The following is a 20,543-nucleotide window of genomic DNA, read 5'->3' on the forward strand; positions in this document are numbered from 1 at the left end:
CTGCCGAACGCCGAACGCCGAACGCCGAACGCCGAACGCCGAACGCCGAACGCTGAACGCTGAACGCCGAACGCCGAACGCCGAACGCCGAACGCCGAACGCGTGCCGGCAGGCCGACGCCGAATCGACACGTCTGCCGGATACCGCTGCCGCGCGCAGGCCATTGACGCGACGTCGCGCATTCCCGGCGGAATTTTTCGGCGTTAGAATCGCGCGCGCGATTTTTGCGGCGCCCGGCCTTCCTCCGCACGGCCCGCACTCGCCGGCCTTGCCAGGGTCGGCCGGTATCGGCCACCATTCGATTCCGGCGCGACTGCAATTGCCGACCGCAGTCGGCCTCGCACGGATATAAAATGCCCGCCCGCACCCGGCGTCCGACCACCGGATCGGCGCGCGCGGCAGGCTTGGAGGAGAACACGCATGTCAGAAAAACATCGGATCCTGGTACTGGACGACGATCCGGAGGTGCGCACCTGGCTGAAGGGCGTGCTGGAGGAGGCGGGCTTCGACGTATCGGCGGCCGACAGCGCCGCTCAGATGCAGCAGCAACTGGCGGCCGCGCCACACGCGCTCGTCATTCTCGACCTGAAGCTGCGCGGCGAGGACGGCCTGACGGTCGCGCGCGAACTGCGGCGGCGCTCCGACGTGTCGATCATCATGATCAGCGGCCTCGGCGACGAGACGGACCGCGTGCTCGGCCTCGAGACCGCGGCCGACGATTTCGTCACGAAGCCGTTTTCGGGGCGCGAACTGATCGCGCGGGTGCGCGCGCAGCTGCGGCGCACGACCGAGCTGTCGATGCCGCGTCCCGCGTCGAACGGGGGCGGACCGCGCTTCTGCTTCGACGGCTGGACGTTGGACCTCGCCGCGCGCACGCTGACGCACAACGGCAACGGACCGTGCGCGCTGACGCAGGGCGAGTTCGAGCTGCTCGCCGCGATGGTGCAGCAGCCGTCGCGGGTCTGGTCGCGCGACCAGCTGCTCGAACACACGCGCGGCTTCGGGATCGACGTGTACGACCGCACGATCGACGTGCTGATCCTGCGCCTGCGCCGCAAGATCGAACCGAACCCCGAGCAGCCGACCTATATCCGCACGCAGCGCGGCGTCGGCTATGTGTTCGCGGTGCCGGTCGTGCGCGTGTGACGCGATGCGCACCACGTTCAGGCTGTTGCCGCCCTGGAGTGTCCGGGCCAAGCTGATCGCGACGTTCCTGCTGCTGTTCGGCATTACGCTCGCGGTCGTGGTGGTCGGCGTGCTCGGCATGCGCGCGAACCAGAACGCGCTCGACGAATACGAGGCGAACGTCGTGCCGGAGATCGCCCGCGCGCTCGAGCTGTCGGACAAGGTCGCGCAGCTCGCCGCGGTCGCGCCGAGCATGATGCTGACCGATTCGCCGGACCTGCTGCACAGCGATACCGAGCTGCTGCGCGGCCTGCTCGGCGACATCCGGCGGCTGTCGCCGGGCTTCGGCATGCCAACCGGACCGGCGACAAAGGCCGGCGAGCGGCTCGCGGTGATCGACGATCTCGACGCGGTCGACCAGGATCTCGCGCGGCTCCTGATCGTGTCGGGCCGGCAGCGGCAGCTCAAGGAAGAGCTGGGCGCGCTGCGTGCCGCGAACGACCGCCTCGGCGACGGCATCGCGCGCGAAAAAGGCCTGATCGCCCGGCAGGCGCCGACGCTGCTCGAAATCTGGGCACGCAACGCCGGCGCGTTGCAGGCGGCGAACGCGGCGGAGCTCGGCAGCGCGGAAAGCGACAACGAGGCGCTGTGGCTGCGCGTGCGCGAACGCGGCGAGGATCGGCTGCAGCCGGCGCTCGCCGACGCGCTGCAGCAGCTCGACGGCGGCGCGCGCAGCGTGTTCGCGGTGCGCCGCGAGTTCCTGTCGAGCGAAGCGCAGACCGGCTATCTCGTCACGCTGCTGCGCGGCCACGCGGACCACCTGAGCGGCAAGTCCGCGCGCTATGTGGAGCGGCTGCGGCAGATCGCCGGCGAACGCAGCGACAAGGTGCGCAAGGTCGCGGTCTCCAGCCAGTCGGGCCTGCTGCTGCTGGCGTTCGCGGGTGTCGCGGTCGCGCTGCTCGGCGTCGCGTACGCGAGCCGCATCCTGCACAAGCTGCAGGCGATGACGCGCGTGATGGCGCGCCTCGCGAAAGGCGTGACGTCGGACCGAATGCCGTCGACGCACCGGCCGGACGAAATCGGCGAGCTCGCGCGCGCGTTCGAGGTGTTCCGCACGAACCTGATCGAGAAGGAGCAGCTGACACACGGGCTCGAGTCGCAGCGCCGGCTGCAGGAATCGGTGCTGAACTCGATGAACGACGGCGTGTCCGTCCACGATACGCACGGCAGCCTGATCGCGTGGAACCCGACCTTCGCGACGCTGCTCGGCATCGATGCCGCCGCGCTGCATGCGGGCCTGCCGCTCGCGGCGCTGCGGCGCGCGGTCGCTCCGCCCGCGCGCTGGCGCCAGGTGTCGCGCGAGACCGCGACCCGCACGTCGGACGGCGCGCGCATCGCCGCGTCGGCCGAGCTGCACCTGCGCGACCAGCGAACCCTCGAATTCCACTGCCAGCCGCTCCCGGACGGCGGCTGGGTCGCGGTCTGCCGCGACCTGACGAGCCGGCGCGCGGTCGAGGCGGAACTGCGCCAGGCGCAGAAGATGGACGTGCTCGGCCAGCTGACGGGCGGCGTCGCGCACGATTTCAACAACTTCCTCGTCGCGATACTCGGCAACCTGGAGCTGTTGCTGCCGCGGCTCGACGGCCAGCACGACGCGCAGACGATGGCCGAGCGGGCGCGCCGCGCGGCCGAACGCGCGTCGCGGCTCACGCGGCGGCTGCTCGCGTTCGCGCGGCGCCAGCCGCTGCAGGCCGAGCGCGTGTCGGTGCGGGCGATGCTCGCGGAGATGCTCGACCTCGTCGAATACTCGGCGGGACAGCGGGTCACGGTCGTGCTGGAACCGGCTGCCGACACGATGTGGGTGAACGTCGACCGCGGGCAGCTCGAGAACGCGATCCTCAACCTGACGCTCAACAGCGCCGCGGCGATGCCGGATGGCGGCACGCTCACGCTGGCCGCCCGCCTTGCACCGGCGCCGGCGCAGGACGGCGCGGCCGCGCCCCGGGCGGTCGTGCTGAGCGTGACCGACACCGGCTGCGGGATCTCGCCCGTGCTGCTCGACAAGGTGATCGAGCCGTTCTTCACGACCAAGGCGGCCGGCGAGGGCAGCGGGCTCGGGCTCAGCAGCGTCTACGGGTTCGTGCGCCAGAGCGGCGGCGATCTGCGGATCCACAGCGACGTCGGGCGCGGCACTTGCGTCGAGCTGTGGCTGCCGGAGAGCGCGCCGCCCGAGCGCCGCGGCGCGCCGGCTGCCGCGATTGCGCCGCCCGCGGCCCGCCCGGCCGGCGCGCGCGTGCTCGTCGTCGACGACGATCCCGAGGTGCGCGACACGGCGCTCAGCCAGTTCGCGGCGCTCGGCGCGCACGCCGACGCGGTGCCGAGCGGCGAAGCGGCGCTGCACTGGCTGGCCGAGCACGGCCCCGTCACGCTCGTGCTGTCGGACATCTCGCTCGGCGCGGGCGGCAGCGGCATTGCGTTCGCCGCGCGGCTCGCCGAGCGCTGGCCCGCCCAGCGCGTCGCGCTGACCTCGGGCCTGCCGCCCGAAGTCCATCAGGCCCACCCCGACTGGCGAGCGGACCTGCCGTTCGTGCCGAAGCCGTTCGATCTGGCGGCGCTCGCCGCGCTGCTGGGCTGACGCCAATTGTTTCGATTGTTAATGGCGCGTCGCATTTCCGAAATTTTCGATTAACGGGACTGGAGTCTCATACACCCACGGCACCCGGTGACGCACTCGCGGCACCGAGGGGCACGATTCGAAAGACAGCTCTGCATGGGACTGGAGACACCCGATGATGAAGATCAAGACAGGTTTGCTGACGATGGCGCTCGCGATGACGGCTGCAACGGCCGCCACGGCAAGCGCCGCAACGCTGCGGATCGCGTGCGGCGCGGCCGGCGTCGATCAGGACATTTGCCAGGTTTCGGCGAAGCGCTGGGCCGAGAAGACCGGCAACGAGGTCGAGTTCATCAGCATGCCGAACAACTCGAGTGAAACGCTGGCGCTGTACCAGCAGTTGCTCGGCAGCGGCTCGGACAAGATCGACGTGATGCAGATCGACACCGTCTGGCCGGGCATCCTCGCGAATCACCTGATCGACCTGAAGCCGTACAGCAAAGGACTGGAAAACCAGTCGTTCCCGAGCATCGTCGCGAACGACACGGTGAACGGCAAGCTCGTCGCGATGCCGTGGTTCATCGACACGGGCCTGCTGTACTACCGCAAGGACCTGCTCGACAAATACCGCATGAAGGTGCCCGCGACGTGGGACGAGCTCGATGCCGCCGCGCGCAAGATCCAGGCGAGCGAGCGCGCCGCCGGCAACGAGAAGGTCTGGGGCTACGTGTGGCAGGGGCGTGCGTATGAAGGGCTCACCTGCGACGCGCTCGAATGGATCGCGAGCCACAACGGCGGCACGGTGGTCGACGACAAGGGCCGCGTGACGATCGACAACCCGGGCGCGGCCAAGGCGCTCGAACAGTCCGCGAAATGGGTCGGCACGATCAGCCCGAAGGCGGTGCTGAACTACGGCGAGGAAGAGTCGCGCGGCGTATTCCAGGCCGGCAACGCGGTATTCATGCGCAACTGGCCGTATGCGTGGGCGATCGCGAACCGCGCCGGCAGCCCGATCAAGGGCAAGGTCGGCATCGCGCCGCTGCCGAAGGGCGGCGCCGACGGCCGTCCGGCCGCCGCGCTCGGCGGCTGGCAGCTCGCGGTGTCGCGCTACTCGCCGAACCCGAAGCTCGCCGCCGATCTCGTGATGTACCTGTCGAGCGCGGAAGTGCAGAAGATGCGCGCGGTGCAGGGTTCGTACAACCCGACGATGCCGGCGCTCTACCACGACAAGGACATCCTGCAGGCGAACCCGTTCATGGCCGACCTGCTGCCGACCTTCAGCACGGCCGTCGCGCGGCCGTCGACGGTCACCGGCGCGAAGTACAACCAGGTCAGCAACCAGTTCTGGAACGCCGCACACGACGTGTTGTCGGGCAGCGATACGGCGTCGGGCGCACTCGCGCGCCTTGCCGCGTCGCTGAACCGGCTCGCGCCGGGCGGCGTGTGGCATTGAGCGCGACGCTTCACGATTGATCGACCGGGCCGCGCGCTGCAACGTAACGTTACGCGCCGGCCCCGCAGGAGACATCGCATGAGAACCGGAAGCATCCAGATCGATAGCAGTCCTTCATTTGTGGCGGCGCCAGCTCGCGCTGGTTCCGGGATCGCGCAAGCGCGCCGCCGCCAGGCGTGGCTGCTGGTCGCGCCGGCGCTGCTCGCGCTGGTGGCGATCGCCGGCTGGCCGCTGTTGCGCACCGCGTGGTTCAGCCTGACCGATGCGCAGCTGTCCGACCTGTCGCAGCGCCATTTCGTCGGCCTCGGCAACTATCTCGGTGCGGCGGGCGTGCTGCGCGACCCGGCGTGGTGGCAGGCGGTCGGCAATACGGTGCTGTTCGCCGTCGTGTCCGTCGTGCTCGAAACGGCGGCGGGCCTCGGCGTCGCGCTGCTGCTCGACGTGCCGTCGCGGCTGCGCACGCTGCTGCGCGCCGCGGTGCTCGTGCCGTGGGCGATTCCGACCGTCGTGTCCGCGAAGATCTGGAGCTGGATGCTCAACGACCAGTTCGGGATCGTCAACGCGATGCTGATGTCGATCGGCGCGATCCACGAGCCGCTCGCGTTCACCGCCGATGCGCAGCTCGTATTCCCGACGATCGTGCTCGTCGACGTCTGGAAGACGACGCCGTTCATGGCGCTGCTGATGCTCGCCGCGCTGCAGACCGTGCCGCGCGACTGCTACGAGGCCGCGTGCGTCGACGGCGTGCCGCGCTGGCGCGTGTTCCGCTCGGTGACGCTGCCGCTGATCCTGCCGGGCGTGCTGGTCGCGATGATCTTCCGGTCGCTCGACGCGCTGCGCGTGTTCGACCTGATCTACGTAATGACGTCGAACAGCCGGGTCACGAAAAGCATGTCGGTCTATGTGCGCGAGCAGCTGATCGACTTCCAGCAGGTGGGGTTCGGGTCGGCATCCGCGATGCTGCTGTTCTTGACGATCGTGCTGTTCACGGTCGGCTACATGGCGGTCAGCCGCCGCCGGATGCAGGAGGCATGACATGAAGAAGCATCCGCTCGAGATCGCGATCCACGGGCTGCTGTCGGCGCTCGTGCTGGTGATCGCGCTGTTCCCGTTCGTCTACATGATCGGCACGTCGATCAAGCACGGCGACGCGCTGTTCGAAACGTCGCTGTTCCCCGCGAGCCCGTCGCTCGACAACTACCGGCAGCTGTTCCGCGACCAGCCGTTCGGCGCGTACCTGCTGAACTCGGCGTTCGTCGCGGGCGGCGCGGTCGCGCTGTCGCTCGCGGTGTCGGTGCTCGCCGCGTATGCGCTCGGCCGCGTGTCGTTCCGCGGGCGCGGCGTGCTGATGATGTGCATCCTCGGCGTGTCGATGTTCCCGCAGGTCGCGATCCTGTCGGGCCTGTTCGAGCTCGTTCGCGCGCTCGGCCTGTACGACCATCTCGGCGCGCTCGTGCTGTCGGACCTGGTCTTCACGCTGCCGTTCACGATCTGGATCCTCGTCACGTTCATGCGCGAGCTGCCGCGCGAGCTGGAAGAAGCGGCGCTCGTCGACGGCGTCGGCGTGTTCACGCTGATCTTCCGGATCTTCCTGCCGCTGCTGCGGCCGGCGCTCGCGGCGACGTCGCTGCTCGCGTTCGTGTCGGCGTGGAACGAGTTCCTGTTCGCGCTCACGTTCACGATTTCGTCGGAGCAGCGCACGGTGCCGGTCGCGATCACGATGATTTCCGGCGCAAGCAGCTTCGAGCTGCCGTGGGGAACGATCATGGCCGCGTCGGTGATCGTCACGGTGCCGCTCGTGCTGCTCGTGATGGTGTTCCAGCGGCATATCGTGTCCGGCCTCACGGCCGGCGCAGTCAAGGGTTAGGGCCTGTTCCCGCTAATAACGGGCTTGCGCTGGCCGCCAGAAGGGCCGAGCGCAAGGAATGGGACGCAGCGAATACCGGGCGTATTCGCAAGGAGCATGACGCGGCGATCGGCCCTTCTGGCGGCCAGCCCCAAGAAAGATTTTTTTTAGTTACGGGAACGTGCCTTGCCGGCCGTATTGCGGCGTCGCGCGTCGCTTGTTTGGCTCGGCCAAACGGCGCTCCTTGCTCCTTGCACTACGACCGGCAAGGCACGTTCGCAAGCCCGTTATTAGCGGGAACAGGCCCTATACGCATTCGCAGGAGCAAGAGCATGAGTCAGATCAAGTTGAACGGTCTCCACAAGCAGTTCGGCGCGACCGCCATCCTCAGCGACGTGAATCTCACGATCGAACCCGGCGAGTTCTGCGTGTTCATCGGTCCGTCGGGCTGTGGCAAGTCGACGCTGCTGCGGATCGTCGCCGGGCTCGAGGAGCAGAGCGCCGGCGACGTGTGGATCGACGGCCGCTGCGTGAACACGCTCGCGCCCGCGAAGCGCGACATCGCGATGGTGTTCCAGAGCTACGCGCTGTATCCGCACATGTCCGTCTACGAAAACATGGCGTTCGGGCTGCGTCACCTGCGCTTGCCGAAGGACGAGATCGACCGGCGGGTGCGGCAAGCGTCGGAGTCGTTGCGTCTCGGCGAACTGCTCGAGCGCAAGCCCGGCGCGCTGTCCGGCGGCCAGCGGCAGCGCGTCGCGATCGGCCGCGCGATCGTGCGCAAGCCGAAGGTGTTCCTGTTCGACGAGCCGTTGTCGAACCTCGACGCCGCGCTGCGCGTGAAGACGCGCGTCGAGATCGCGAAGCTGCATCGCAGCCTCGACAGCACCAGCATGATCTACGTGACGCACGACCAGGTCGAGGCGATGACGCTCGCGGACAAGATCGTGCTGCTGCGGCCGCTCGAAGGGCGCAGCGGAATCGCGAGCATCGCGCAGATCGGCACGCCGCTCGACCTCTATCACCGGCCGGCAAGCCAGTTCGTCGCCGGCTTCATCGGGTCGCCCGCGATGAACTTCCTGCCGGCGACCGTCGCGACTGTCGCGTCGCCCGGCAGTGGCGAAGTCCGCGTGCTGGCCCGCGAGCACGCGCTGGGCGCGCACGTGTCCGGCGACGGCCTCGAAGCAGGCAGCAGCGTGACGCTCGGCATCCGGCCCGAGCACGTGCGGGTCGGCACCGGCAGCGTGACCGGCGAAGTCGCGCACGTCGAGCAGATGGGTGAACACACCTATCTGTACCTCGATACGCCGCTTTGCGCGCAGCCGATCGTCGCGAAGACCGATGCCGCCGGCGCGCGGATCGGCGAGCGCGTGCGTGTCGAGCTGCCGGCCGGCGCGCTGCATCTGTTTCACCCGGACGGTCGGGCGGCCGCGCGGATGCCGCGCGACGCCGCGATGCCGGCGCTCGCGACTGCCTGAGCGCGGCGAATCGGTCTACCGGTCTACAGGTTTCAGGCGGCCGCGGCGCACGGCCGCTGTCGAATCGGCGCCAAATCATCGATAAAGGATAGTCATGCTAAACAAGAAGCTTTCAGTGATCGTCTGGAACGAGTTCGAGCACGAGCGCGAAAACGCAGGCGTGCGCGCGATCTACCCGGACGGCATTCACCAGGTGATCGCGAGCGCGCTGGCCGAAACGCCGGCGCTCGGCCACGGCGCGCTGCCGCTCGAGATCGGCACCGCGACGCTCGACCAGCCCGAGCACGGGCTCAGCGAAGCGCGGCTCGCCGCGTGCGACGTGCTGGTCTGGTGGGGGCACAAGGCGCACGCGAAGGTCTCCGACGAGATCGTCGAGCGCGTGCAGCGCCGCGTGCTCGAGGGCATGGGGCTGATCGTGCTGCATTCCGGGCACTTCTCGAAGATCTTCCGCCGCCTGCTCGGCACGAACTGCTCGCTGAAGTGGCGCGAGGCGGCCGAGAAGGAGCGGCTGTGGGTCGTCGAACCGTCGCATCCGATCGCGGCCGGGCTCGGCGAGTACTTCGAGCTGCAGCACGAGGAGATGTACGGCGAGCGCTTCGACATCCCGCAACCGGACAGCACGGTCTTCATCTCGTGGTTCGAGGGCGGCGAGGTGTTCCGTTCGGGCTGCTGCTGGGAGCGCGGCCACGGCCGGATCTTCTATTTCCGTCCCGGTCACGAAGCGTATCCGACCTATCACGACCGCAACGTGCAGCGCGTGATCGCGAACGCGGTGCAGTGGGCCGCACCGCGCGTGAACCTCGCCGACCGCTGCCCGAACTCGCCGCCGCTCGAGACGCTCAGCGAGAAGAGCCAGCAGTTCGCGCACGTCGGCATCCAGCAAAGCGCAGGAGATATCGCATGAACGACGACTACAAGGTGGAGCTGCCGGAAGCGGCGGCGGTTGCACGCGGCCGGCGCCTGCGCGTCGGCGTGATCGGGCTCGGGATCGGCCGCAAGCATATCGAAGGCTGGCGCGAGCATCCGGACGTCGACGTGGTCGCGATTGCGGACCCCGATGCGAAGCGGCTCGCGAAGGTCGGCGACGCGTTCGACATCGATGCGCGCTACGCGTCGGCCGATGAAATGCTCGTCGCCGAGAAGCTCGACGTCGTCAGCGTGTGCACGCCGAATAAGTTCCATCGCGAGCTGACGCTCGCCGCGTTCGACGCCGGCTGCCACGTGCTGTGCGAGAAGCCGATGGCGCTGAATGCGGACGAGGGGCGCGACATGCTGATCGCCGCGCAGCGCGCCGGCAAGCGGCTGATGATCAATTTCTCGTACCGCTTCAGCGCGCAGTCGCGTGCACTGAAGGCGCAGGTCGACGGCGGGGTGTTCGGCGACTTCTATTTCGGCCGCACGATGTGGCACCGCAGGCGCGGGATGCCCGGCTTCGGCGGCTGGTTCGGCACGAAGGCGCTCGCGGGCGGCGGGCCGCTGATCGATCTCGGCGTGCACCGGCTCGACCTCGCACTGTGGCTGATGGGGTATCCGAAGCCCGTGTGGGTGATGGGCAGCACGTACGACCCGATCGCGCGCGAGCTCGCGACGCGCGCGGGCAAGACGTTCGACGTCGAGGATCTCGCGGCCGCGTTGATCCGCTTCGACAACGGCGCGACGCTCGCGCTCGAGGCGTCGTGGGCGACCAACATCCAGGAAGCGGAGCTGATGGAGACGCGCCTGCTCGGCACGCGCGCAGGGCTGCTGCAGAAGAACCTGAACGAAGGCTACACGTTCGACGCGCACATCTTCATCGAGCAGAACGGCGCGCAGTTCGACATGCGCCTGAACCCGCCCGCGGACGGCGCGCATTCGGCGATGTACGACTACGCGGAAGCGATTCTGTGCGACGTCCCGCATCCGGCGCCGGGCGAGGAAGGGCTGATCGTGATGGAGATCCTCGACGCGATCTATGCGAGCGCGGCCGCGGGCGAGCCGATCCGTATCCACGCGCCGGGGCCGTCGGCTGCCGCCGCGGCGCCGGTGCTCGATCTCGACGTCGCCGACTGACGTCGCGGGCTGACTTCGCACGGGGCCGGCGCGCGGATCGTCCACCGCGCCGGCCCGTCAGCAACATGACGGACGACGCAGCACACACACCAATTCGATGACGCCGCGCATCGCACGCGGCGCACTGACAACGTTTGGAGACACGTTCATGATCGACGAAGCAGGCCGCGCCGCGCGCGGTCCGGTACGCACCCCGTTCAGGCTCACGCGGCTCGCCGCTGCTTTCTCGCTGGCCGTCGCGTCGGCCGCGCTGCACGCGGCGCCGGATCCGGCAACGACGGTCGCCGCGGACAATGCGCCGGGGGGCCTCTCGCAGGCCACCGGCGTCGTGCCGGCCGACACGAGCCCCGCCAACGTGGTGACGCCGACGCCGTCGTCGGCCTGGAACCAGTTGACGCCGTGGACCCAGTTCCACGGCTATCTGCGGGCCGGTGTCGGCACGAGCGACGGCCATTCGCAGGCCTGCTTCCAGTTGCCGGGGGCGCAGAGCAAATACCGGCTCGGCAACGAATGCCAGGTCTACAGCGAGCTGGAGATCGACCAGACGCTGTACAAGTTCTCGAACGGCATGCAGCTGTCGGCGGTCGGCATGGCGAGCCTCGTCAACGATCTCGACCGCACGCCGACCTTCGACGGCAATCACGGAAGGGTTCGCCTGCCGCAGTCGTACGTACAGCTCACGAACTTTCCGGGGCTCGACGACATGCGGATCTGGTTCGGGCGCATCTACTACCGGCGCAATGACGTCCACATGAACGACTTCTACTACTGGAACCCGAGCGGCCTCGGCGCGGGCGTCGAGAACGTGCCGATCGGCGGCGGCCTGAAGCTCAGCTATGCGCTGTTCCGCGAGGACTACATCGACCAGCCGAACTACGCGACGCGCCACGACCTGCAGCTGTCCGGCGTGCATCCGAACCCCGGCGGCGAACTGCAGTTCGGGCTGTCGTACATCCCGGCCCGCGCGCCGGTGCTGAACGGGAACGGCGTGCTGCAGGACGCGCACAGCGGCTGGTCGTTCACGGTCCAGCACGTGCAGACCAACCTGCTCGGCGGCAAGAACAAGCTCGCGTTCCAGTATGGCGTCGGCCCGGGCACGGGCCTCGGCTACACGGGGACGCTGACCAACGACAACCGCTACAAGAGCTTTCGCGTGCTCGATGCGTTCGACTGGCAGGCGACGCAGAACTTCAGCGGCCAGGTGGTCGGCATCTACGAGCGCGACATCGCGCCGTCCGGCGGCTCGCAGACGTGGGTGTCGATGGGCGTGCGGCCCGTGTATGCGTTCACGCAGCATGTGAAGCTGCAGGGCGACCTCGGGCATGACCGCGTGACGCCGTCCGGCGGCCCGACGCGCACGCTGTTGAAGGCGAGCGTCGCGCTGACGCTCGCGATGGACCGGTCGTTCTGGTCGCGGCCCGAGTTCCGCGTGTTCTATACGTACGCGCGCTGGAACCAGGCGGCGCAGGACGCGGCGGCGCCCGGCGATCCGCTGTCGACGACGGGCATTTTCGGAACCTCGCGCTCGGGCTCGACGGTCGGTGCGCAAGTCGAATGGTGGTGGTGAGCGACATGACGGAACGCTGTACGACGATCTCGACCGGAAGCGATGCGCTCGTGTTGTCGCGCATCGTGTTCGGGATGTGGCGCATCGCCGACTGGCGGCTGTCGCGCGGCGAGCGCCGCGCGTTGATCGAGGCGGCGCTCGAACTCGGCGTGACGAGCTTTGATCATGCGGACATCTACGGCGACTACACGGCCGAGCGGCTGTTCGGCGAGGTGCTGGCGGATGCGCCGCACCTGCGCGAGCGGATGCAGCTCGTGACGAAGTGCGGGATCCGGCTCGTGTCCGCGCAACGGCCCGAGCACCGGATCAAGCACTACGACACGCGGGCGGCGCATATCGTTGCGTCGGTCGAGCAGTCGCTGCGCGCGCTGCATGCCGACCGGCTCGACCTGCTGTTGCTGCATCGCCCCGACCCGCTGATGGATGCGGACGAAGTCGCCGAGACATTCGCGGCGCTGCGGCGCGACGGCAAGGTGAGAGCATTCGGGATATCGAACTTTACGCCGGCGCAGGCGGCGCTGCTGCAGGACCGGATGGCCGCGCACGGGATGGCGCTCGCGACGAACCAGGTCGAATGCTCGCTGCTGCATCTCGCGCCGCTCGACGACGGCACGTTCGACCAGGCGCAGCGCTGGCGCTGCCCGCCGATGCTGTGGTCGCCGCTCGCGGGCGGGCGCGTGCTCACCGACGCGTCGCCCGCCGCGACGCGCGTGCGCGCCCGCGCCGAACGGATCGGCGGCGCGCTCGGCGTGCCCGCGACGACGGTGCTGTTCGCATGGCTGCTCGCGCTGCCGTGCCGGCCGCTGCCGATCGTCGGCTCGAGCCGGATCGCGGCGCTGCGCGAGGCCGTGGCGGCGACGCGCGTCACGCTCGAACGCGAACACTGGTTCGAGCTGCTGCACGCGGCGCGGGGCGCGGACGTGCCCTGAACGACGCAATCGACACACGATGACAACCTGGGAGAACCGATGAGCGAAGCGACCCTCAACGATCATCCGGTCGCACGGCATGCGGTGCGACCGGTGCACGCCGGCGGCCCCCGCCTGCTGGCGGACATCGGCGGCACGCATGCGCGCTTCGCGCTGGAAACCGCGCGCGGCGAGATCGGCGGCGTGCGCGTCTATCGATGCGGCGACCATGCGGGCGTGGCCGACGCGGTGCGAGCGTATCTGCGTGACGTGGGCGCGGTGGACGACGAGGGCGGGCCGGGCGGCACGCGGGTCCGGCATGCGGCGTTCGCGATCGCCAATCCGGTCGACGGCGATACGGTCAGCATGACCAACCACGACTGGCGCTTCTCGATCGATGCGACGCGCCGTGCGCTCGGCTTCGACACGCTGCACGTGGTCAACGACTTCACGGCGCTCGCGATGGCCGTCCCGCATCTGTCCGCGGACGAGCGGCGGCAAGTGGGCGGCGGCCACGCGGCGCCCGGCGGAACGATCGGCGTGCTCGGCCCGGGAACCGGGCTCGGCGTGTCGGCGCTCGTGCGGGCCGGAGGCGCGGGAGGTGCGGGAGGTGCCGGAGGCGCGGGAGGTGCGGTAGGTGCGGGAGGTGCGGGAGGTGCGGGAGGCGCGGGAGGTGCGGGAGGCGCGGGAGGCGCGGGAGGCGCGGGAGGCGCGTGGTTGCCGCTGTCCGGCGAGGGCGGGCACGTGTCGTTCGCGCCGGCCGACGCGCGCGACGACGATGTGCTGCGGTACGCGCGCACGCGCTGGCCGCACGTGTCGTTCGAGCGGCTTGCGGCCGGCCCCGGCATCGCGGTGATTCACGCGGCGCTCGCCGCGCGCGACGGCATCGACACGGCCGGCGCCGACACGGCCGCGATCATCGAGCGAGCGCTCGCCGGCGACGCGCGCTGCGTCGCGACCCTCGACTGCTTCTGCGGGATGCTCGGCACGTTCGCGGGCAACCTCGCGCTGACGCTCGGCGCGACCGGCGGCATCTATATAGGCGGGGGTGTCGTGCCGCGCCTCGGCGCGCTGTTCGACGCGTCGCCGTTTCGCGCGCGCTTCGACGCGAAAGGCCGCTTCACCGGCTATCTCGCACGGATTCCGACGTTCGTGATTACCGCGCCGCATCCGGCGTTTACCGGCGTGTCGAGGCTGCTCGCCCGCGCGCTGGGCGAAGGCGGCTGATACGACGGGCTGGCCACCGCGCACCTGCGCGACGGCATGCGATCGGCCCGCGCATTGTTCGGACGATAGGCGCCGTTTGCGCGCTTCGTTGCGCACGGCGTCGTCACCGCCATGCACCACGCCGTTGCACCGAGCGGGCATCCGCACCCGACCCCGTGCACCGGGTTGTGCTGTATTGCACCAATTTCATCCGCGCCGCGCGTGAATCCGGTGCGCCCGGTCGCGCCGGCGCCGCGCCGCATGGCGACCTGCAATATGTGGCACGCCGTTTGCTTTTTTGTCTGCTTGACACGCAGGGCAACCTGCACGCTCAGGGTCAGGGAGACATCGGAATGCGGAAGATGAAGCTGGTGATGGTCGGCAACGGGATGGCGGGCGTGCGCACGCTCGAAGAGCTGTTCAAGCTGGCCCCTGATCTGTACGACGTGACGGTGTTCGGCGCCGAGCCGCATCCGAACTACAACCGGATCCTGCTGTCGCCGGTGCTGGCCGGCGAGCAGACGCTCGAACAGATCGTGCTGAACGACTACGCGTGGTACGAGGAACACGGCGTCAGGCTGCTGACCGGCAAGAAGGTCGTGAAGATCGATCGCGTGCGCCGGATCGTGATCGCCGACGACGGCACCGAGGCGCCGTACGACCGCCTGCTGCTCGCGACGGGCTCGAATCCGTTCATGCTGCCGATTCCGGGGATCAACCTCGGCGGCGTGCTCGGCTATCGCGACATCGCCGATACGCAGGCGATGATCGACGCGTCGTCACGCTACCGTCACGCGGCCGTGATCGGCGGCGGCCTGCTCGGCCTCGAAGCCGCGAACGGGCTGAAGGTGCGCGGGATGGACGTGACCGTCATTCACCTCGCGCCGACGCTGCTCGAACGCCAGCTCGACGCGACCGCGGGCGAGCTGCTGCGCCATTCGCTCGAGGCGCGCGGCCTGAAATTCCTGATGTCGAAGCAGACCGCCGCGCTGGAAGGCGACGGCGCGGATGGCGGCGGCCGCGTGCGCGCGGTGCGCTTCGCCGACGGCGATACGCTCGAGGCCGATCTTGTCGTGATGGCGGTCGGCATCCGGCCGAACACCGAGCTCGCCGAAAGCACGGGCCTCTACTGCAATCGCGGGATCGTCGTGAACGACACGATGCAGACCTACGATCCGCGCATCTACGCGGTCGGCGAATGCGTGAGCCATCGCGGGATTGCCTACGGGCTCGTCGCGCCGCTGTTCGAGCAGGCGAAGGTCGCGGCGAATCATCTGGCGGAATTCGGCATCGGCCGCTACGCCGGCTCGGTCACGTCGACGAAGCTGAAGGTGACGGGCATCGACCTCTATTCCGCCGGCGATTTCCTCGGCGGCGAAGGCACCGAGGACATCACGCTGTCCGATCCGCTCGCGGGTGTCTACAAGAAGATCGTCATCAAGGAAGACAGGATCGTCGGCGCATGCCTGTACGGCGACACCGCCGACGGCGCGTGGTACTTCAAGCTGCTGCGCGAGGGGCGCAACATCTCGGACATCCGCGATACGCTGATGTTCGGCGAGACGAGCCTCGGCGACACCGGGCACAGCGGCGTCACGCACGCCGCCGCGATGCCCGACACCGCCGAGGTATGCGGCTGCAACGGCGTCTGCAAGGGCACGATCGTCGGCGCAATCAAGGCGAAGGGGCTCTTCACGCTGGAGGACGTGCGCAAGCACACGAAGGCGTCCGCGTCGTGCGGGTCGTGCACGGGCCTCGTCGAGCAGATCTTGATGTCGACGCTCGGCGGCGACTATTCGGCGTCGCCGAAGGCGAAGCCCGTGTGCGGCTGCACCGATCGCACGCATTCGGAAGTGCGCGCCGCGATCCGCGAGCACAAGCTGCTGTCGGTGCCCGCCGCGATGCACTTCCTCGAATGGCGCACGCCGAACGGCTGTGCGACGTGCCGTCCGGCGCTCAACTACTACTGCATCAGCACGTGGCCGCACGATGCGAAGGACGATCCGCAGTCGCGCTTCATCAACGAGCGCGCGCACGCGAACATCCAGAAGGACGGCACCTATTCGGTCGTGCCGCGCATGTGGGGCGGCGTGACGACCGCGGACGAGCTGCGCCGCATCGCCGACGTCGTCGACAAGTACGCGATTCCGACCGTGAAGGTCACGGGCGGGCAGCGCATCGACCTGCTCGGCGTGAAGAAGGAGGATCTGCCGGGCGTCTGGAAGGATCTCGGGATGCCGAGCGGGCACGCGTACGCGAAGGCGCTGCGCACGGTGAAGACCTGCGTCGGCTCCGAATGGTGCCGCTTCGGCACGCAGGACTCGACGCTGATGGGCCAGCAGCTCGAGCGTGCACTGTGGCGCATGTATGCGCCGCACAAGGTCAAGCTCGCGGTGTCCGGCTGCCCGCGCAATTGCGCGGAATCGGGCATCAAGGACGTCGGCGTGATCGGCGTCGATTCGGGCTGGGAAATCTACGTCGGCGGCAACGGCGGCATCAAGACCGAAGTCGCGCAGTTCTTCTGCAAGGTGAAGACGCACGACGAAGTGCTCGAATACGCGGGCGCGTTCCTGCAGCTTTATCGCGAGGAAGGCTGGTACCTGGAGCGCACCGTGCATTACCTCGAACGCGTCGGCCTCGACTACGTGAAGGCGCGCGTGCTCGACGACGCCGACAACCGCCGTGCGCTGTGGGAACGCCTGCAGTTCGCGCTGAAGGACGAACCCGACCCGTGGCACGACACCGAGAACGCGCAGGTCGACCTGCGCCAGTTCACGCCGATCGCGGTCGAACCGGCCGGCCACTGAAGCCGGCGCAATAGCCAGGAATCCATACGATGTCCACTCTCGAACCCGACTGGATCGCGGTCTGCCGGATCGACGACATTCCCCCGCTCGGCGCACGCGTCGTCAAGCGGGCCGAGGGCGCGCCCGTCGCGCTGTTCCGCACCGCGGGCGACCGCGTGTTCGCGCTGCTCGACCGCTGCCCGCATCGCGGCGGCCCGCTGTCGCAGGGGATCGTGCACGGCGAACAGGTGACCTGCCCGCTGCACGGCTTCAACGTTGCGTTCGGCAATGGCTGCGCACTGCCGCCGGACGACGGCTGTACGCCCGTGTTCAGCGTCGCGTGCGACGGCGGCGCGGTGCATCTCAAGCGCAGCGAACTCGTGTCGCTCGCCGTCGGCGATGACGCGGCCGATGCATCCGGCGCGCCCGCGTGCGCCGAACCGGGACACGCTGCATGACGGGAGCGGCAGCGACACTCGACGGGCGACCCGAAGCGGACTTGCGCGAAACGCGTTCGACGTGCTGCTATTGCGGCGTCGGCTGCGGCGTGATCATCCAGACGCGTGCGGAAGCCGACGGACGGCACGCGATCGTCGGCGTGCGCGGCGACCCCGATCATCCGGCGAACTTCGGCCGGCTGTGCTCGAAGGGCAGCACGCTGCACCTGACGGCCGCGCCCGAGCGCTATGCGCAGACGCGCGCCGCGCATCCGGAACTGCGGCTGTCGCGCGATGCGGCGCGCACGCGCGTGTCGTGGGACGACGCGCTCGACCACGTCGCGGCGCGCTTCGCGCGCATCGTCGAGCAGCACGGCCGCGATGCGGTCGGCATCTACATTTCGGGCCAGCTGCTGACCGAGGACTATTACGTCTTTAACAAGCTCGCGAAAGGGCTGATCGGCACCAACAACATCGATTCGAATTCGCGGCTGTGCATGAGCTCGGCCGTGGTCGGCTACAAGAAGTCGCTCGGCGCGGATGCGCCGCCGTGCAGCTACGACGATCTCGATCATGCGGGCACGGTGCTGATCGCCGGCGCGAACCCGGCGTTCGCGCATCCGATCCTGTACCGCCGGCTCGAAGCCGCGCGCGAGCGCAATCCGGCGATGAAGGTGATCGTCGCCGATCCGCGCCGCACCGACTCCGCGAGCGACGCGACGCTGCACCTCGCGCTGCAGCCCGGCACCGACGTCGCGCTGTTCAACGCGATGCTGCACGTGCTGGTGTGGGACGGCGCGGTCGATCGCGCCTTCATCGACGCGCATACGAACGGCTTCGACGCGGTGCGCGACAGCGTGCGCGAATGGTCGCCGGCGGTGGCAGCGCAGGTGTGCGGCCTGCGGGCCGACGACATCGTGAAGGCCGCGCGCTGGTTCGCCGACGGCCCGTCGCTGTCGCTGTACTGCCAGGGGCTGAACCAGTCGGCGGACGGCACGCACAAGAACGTCGCGCTGATCAACCTGCACCTCGCGACCGGACAGATCGGCAAGCCCGGCGCGGGCCCGTTCTCGCTGACCGGCCAGCCGAACGCGATGGGCGGCCGCGAAGTGGGCGGGATGGCGACGCTCGGATCCGCGCACCGCGACCTCGCGAATCCGGACGATCGCGCGGAAATCGCGCGGCTGTGGGGCGTCGACGACGTGCCCGCGCAGCCGGGCCTGACTGCGGTCGAGATGTTCGATCGGCTCGCCGAAGGCGACCTGAAAGCCGTGTGGATCGTCTGCACGAACCCCGCGCATTCGCTGCCGAACCAGGCGGCCGTGCGTGCGGGGCTCGCCCGCGCGGAATTCGTCGTGCTGCAGGACGCGTATGCGCACACCGGCACGGCGCCGTACGCGGACGTGCTGCTGCCCGCCGCGACGTGGGGCGAGAAGGACGGCACCGTGACCAATTCGGAGCGGCGCATCTCGCGCGTGCGCGCGGCCGTCGAACCGTATGGCGACGCGCGCGCTGACTGGCGGATCGCCGCCGACATCGGCCGCCGGCTCGAGGCGCGGCTTGCGCCCGGCCGCCCGACGCTGTTCCCGTACCCGGACGCGGAAGCGGTCTGGAACGAGCATCGCGCGACGACGGCCGGACGCGACTGCGACATCGGCGGGCTGTCGTGGCCGCTGCTCGCCAGCGACGGCCCGCAACAGTGGCCGTTCCCGGCAGGCGCGGCGCGCGGCGCCGATCGCCTGTATGCGGACGGGCGGTTCCCGACCGCCGACGGCCGTGCGCGCTTCATCGCGACGCCTTACCAGACGGTCGCGGAAGCCGTCGATTCGCGTTATCGCTTCGCACTGACGACCGGCCGGCTGCGCGACCAGTGGCACGGCTGCAGTCGCACGGGCAGCGTGCCGAAGCTCTTTGCGCATGCGCCGGCGCCGACCGTCGACCTGAATCCCGGCGACTGCGCGCGGCTCGACGTCGGGCCGCACGATTTCGTGCACCTGACGTCGCGCCGCGGCAGCATGCTGCTGCCCGCGCGCGCCGACGACGCGATCGCGCCCGGCCAGGCGTTCACGCCGATGCACTGGGGCGACGAGTTCGTGTCCGGGGTAGCGGGAAACCGCGTCGGCGCGGGCGTGAACACGGTGACGTCGCCTGCGCTCGATCCGTCGTCGCGCCAGCCGGAACTGAAGCATGCGGCGATCAAGCTGCTGAAGGCCGACCTGCCGTGGCGCTGGCTGATCGCCGTGCGCCTGCCGGCCGACGAACTGCTTGGGCGGCAACGGCAATTGCGCACGCTGTTCGCGCGGTTTCCGTATGCGAGCTGCGTGCCGTTCGGCACCGACGCGTACAGCGGGCTCGCATGGCGTGCGGCCGCCTACGAGCCGGCGCCGGCCGAACTGCAGCGCGAGATCGAGGCGCTGCTCGGCCTGCCCGAGCAGTCGGCCGACGTGATGAGCTACGGCGACGCGCGGCGCGGCACGGGCCGCCGCATCCGCATCGTCGACGGCGCGCTGACCGCGTTCTCGGTGTCGGGCGCGGCCGGCGCGACCGAGGACAGCGCCGCCGTGTTGCGCGATTACGTCGACAGCGGCGCCGGCGTCGGCGCGATCGGGCGGATGCTGCTGTTCGCGGGCCGGGTGCCGCTGCAGGCCGCGCCCGCGCGCGGCCGTGCGGTGTGCAACTGTGTCGGCGTCAGCGAGCGCGACATCCGGACCGCGCTCGCGGCCGCGCCCGCGGCCGCGACCCCGGCGGAGCGGCTCGCCGGGCTGCAGACGCAGCTCAAATGCGGGACGCAGTGCGGTTCGTGCGTACCCGAGCTGCGGCGCATGATCGCCGAGACCACCGCCGCGGCGGCGCCCGCCGCGATGTGACCAGTGCGCGCCGGCCGGCGCGCACGCCCTTCCTTTGGCATGCGAACGGCCGCCGCCCGGCGGCGGGCTTCGGGCGCGCGCACCGTCGTGCGCCTGACCGATGCGTCCGCATCTTCTTGCGTCGTGTCATCGCCGCGTCACGTCGCATCCGAACGATGCGATGCACCGTGACGTGCGGCCGATCGTGTTGTAGTCGAGCTGTCTGCG

13 protein-coding genes and 1 pseudogene are annotated in these 20,543 nt (G+C 69.5%); all 14 read left to right on the plus strand.

Annotated elements, in window-relative coordinates; translation table 11 throughout:
* Positions 1-420 precede the first annotated feature (420 nt).
* Positions 421-1,146 carry a response regulator gene (locus ACV229_RS24765; RefSeq protein WP_448085735.1) on the plus strand — a complete coding sequence of 242 codons (726 nt, stop codon included), beginning with the start codon at positions 421-423 and terminating at the stop codon, positions 1,144-1,146.
* Between the two features lie 4 nt (positions 1,147-1,150).
* The gene (locus ACV229_RS24770; RefSeq protein WP_448085736.1) at positions 1,151-3,760 is read left to right on the plus strand and encodes an ATP-binding protein; all 2,610 of its coding nucleotides are present in this window, start codon (positions 1,151-1,153) and stop codon (positions 3,758-3,760) included.
* A gap of 154 nt (positions 3,761-3,914) precedes the next feature.
* Entirely contained in the window at positions 3,915-5,192 is a 1,278-nt protein-coding gene (locus ACV229_RS24775; protein WP_448085737.1) for an ABC transporter substrate-binding protein, read from the plus strand.
* Positions 5,193-5,270: 78 nt separating this feature from the next.
* Entirely contained in the window at positions 5,271-6,227 is a 957-nt protein-coding gene (locus ACV229_RS24780) for a carbohydrate ABC transporter permease (protein ID WP_448085738.1), read from the plus strand.
* Between the two features lies 1 nt (position 6,228).
* Entirely contained in the window at positions 6,229-7,059 is an 831-nt protein-coding gene (locus ACV229_RS24785) for a carbohydrate ABC transporter permease (RefSeq protein WP_448085739.1), read from the plus strand.
* Positions 7,060-7,370: 311 nt separating this feature from the next.
* Positions 7,371-8,516, plus strand: coding sequence for an ABC transporter ATP-binding protein (locus ACV229_RS24790; protein WP_448085740.1), 1,146 nt, complete (start codon positions 7,371-7,373; stop codon positions 8,514-8,516).
* Positions 8,517-8,610: 94 nt separating this feature from the next.
* The gene (locus tag ACV229_RS24795) at positions 8,611-9,420 is read left to right on the plus strand and encodes a ThuA domain-containing protein (protein WP_448085741.1); all 810 of its coding nucleotides are present in this window, start codon (positions 8,611-8,613) and stop codon (positions 9,418-9,420) included.
* Positions 9,417-10,565, plus strand: a complete 1,149-nt coding sequence (locus ACV229_RS24800; protein ID WP_448085742.1) for a Gfo/Idh/MocA family protein — start codon at positions 9,417-9,419, stop codon at positions 10,563-10,565. Before ACV229_RS24795 ends, ACV229_RS24800 begins: the two co-directional genes overlap by 4 nt.
* 148 nt (positions 10,566-10,713) lie before the next feature.
* Positions 10,714-12,132 (plus strand): carbohydrate porin, encoded by a 1,419-nt coding sequence (locus ACV229_RS24805; protein ID WP_448085743.1) that lies wholly within the window; start codon positions 10,714-10,716, stop codon positions 12,130-12,132.
* Positions 12,120-13,061, plus strand: coding sequence for an aldo/keto reductase (locus ACV229_RS24810; RefSeq protein WP_448085744.1), 942 nt, complete (start codon positions 12,120-12,122; stop codon positions 13,059-13,061). Before ACV229_RS24805 ends, ACV229_RS24810 begins: the two co-directional genes overlap by 13 nt.
* 39 nt (positions 13,062-13,100) lie before the next feature.
* Positions 13,101-14,252 (plus strand): annotated as a pseudogene (locus ACV229_RS24815) (glucokinase); the annotation flags it as partial.
* A 347-nt stretch (positions 14,253-14,599) separates the two neighbouring features.
* Complete coding sequence (gene nirB / locus ACV229_RS24820) at positions 14,600-17,053, plus strand: nitrite reductase large subunit NirB (RefSeq protein ID WP_448085745.1); 2,454 nt, start codon at positions 14,600-14,602, stop codon at positions 17,051-17,053.
* Between the two features lie 29 nt (positions 17,054-17,082).
* Positions 17,083-17,490: a nitrite reductase (NAD(P)H) small subunit gene (locus ACV229_RS24825; RefSeq protein WP_448085746.1), complete on the plus strand. Its 408-nt coding sequence runs from the start codon at positions 17,083-17,085 to the stop codon at positions 17,488-17,490.
* Positions 17,487-20,336: a nitrate reductase gene (locus tag ACV229_RS24830; RefSeq protein ID WP_448085747.1), complete on the plus strand. Its 2,850-nt coding sequence runs from the start codon at positions 17,487-17,489 to the stop codon at positions 20,334-20,336. The genes ACV229_RS24825 and ACV229_RS24830 overlap by 4 nt, the downstream gene beginning before the upstream one ends.
* Positions 20,337-20,543: the final 207 nt, after the last annotated feature.

The organism is Burkholderia sp. MR1-5-21, from assembly GCF_053427715.1.

Bases quoted from the DNA above. Each gene is read 5' to 3' on its own strand.
- ACV229_RS24765 (WP_448085735.1), top strand. From the start codon at position 421: ATGTCAGAAAAACATCGGATCCTGGTACTGGACGACGATCCGGAGGTG.
- ACV229_RS24770 (WP_448085736.1), top strand. From the start codon at position 1,151: ATGCGCACCACGTTCAGGCTGTTGCCGCCCTGGAGTGTCCGGGCCAAG.
- ACV229_RS24775 (WP_448085737.1), top strand. From the start codon at position 3,915: ATGATGAAGATCAAGACAGGTTTGCTGACGATGGCGCTCGCGATGACG.
- ACV229_RS24780 (WP_448085738.1), top strand. From the start codon at position 5,271: ATGAGAACCGGAAGCATCCAGATCGATAGCAGTCCTTCATTTGTGGCG.
- ACV229_RS24785 (WP_448085739.1), top strand. From the start codon at position 6,229: ATGAAGAAGCATCCGCTCGAGATCGCGATCCACGGGCTGCTGTCGGCG.
- ACV229_RS24790 (WP_448085740.1), top strand. From the start codon at position 7,371: ATGAGTCAGATCAAGTTGAACGGTCTCCACAAGCAGTTCGGCGCGACC.
- ACV229_RS24795 (WP_448085741.1), top strand. From the start codon at position 8,611: ATGCTAAACAAGAAGCTTTCAGTGATCGTCTGGAACGAGTTCGAGCAC.
- ACV229_RS24800 (WP_448085742.1), top strand. From the start codon at position 9,417: ATGAACGACGACTACAAGGTGGAGCTGCCGGAAGCGGCGGCGGTTGCA.
- ACV229_RS24805 (WP_448085743.1), top strand. From the start codon at position 10,714: ATGATCGACGAAGCAGGCCGCGCCGCGCGCGGTCCGGTACGCACCCCG.
- ACV229_RS24810 (WP_448085744.1), top strand. From the start codon at position 12,120: ATGGTGGTGGTGAGCGACATGACGGAACGCTGTACGACGATCTCGACC.
- nirB (WP_448085745.1), top strand. From the start codon at position 14,600: ATGCGGAAGATGAAGCTGGTGATGGTCGGCAACGGGATGGCGGGCGTG.
- ACV229_RS24825 (WP_448085746.1), top strand. From the start codon at position 17,083: ATGTCCACTCTCGAACCCGACTGGATCGCGGTCTGCCGGATCGACGAC.
- ACV229_RS24830 (WP_448085747.1), top strand. From the start codon at position 17,487: ATGACGGGAGCGGCAGCGACACTCGACGGGCGACCCGAAGCGGACTTG.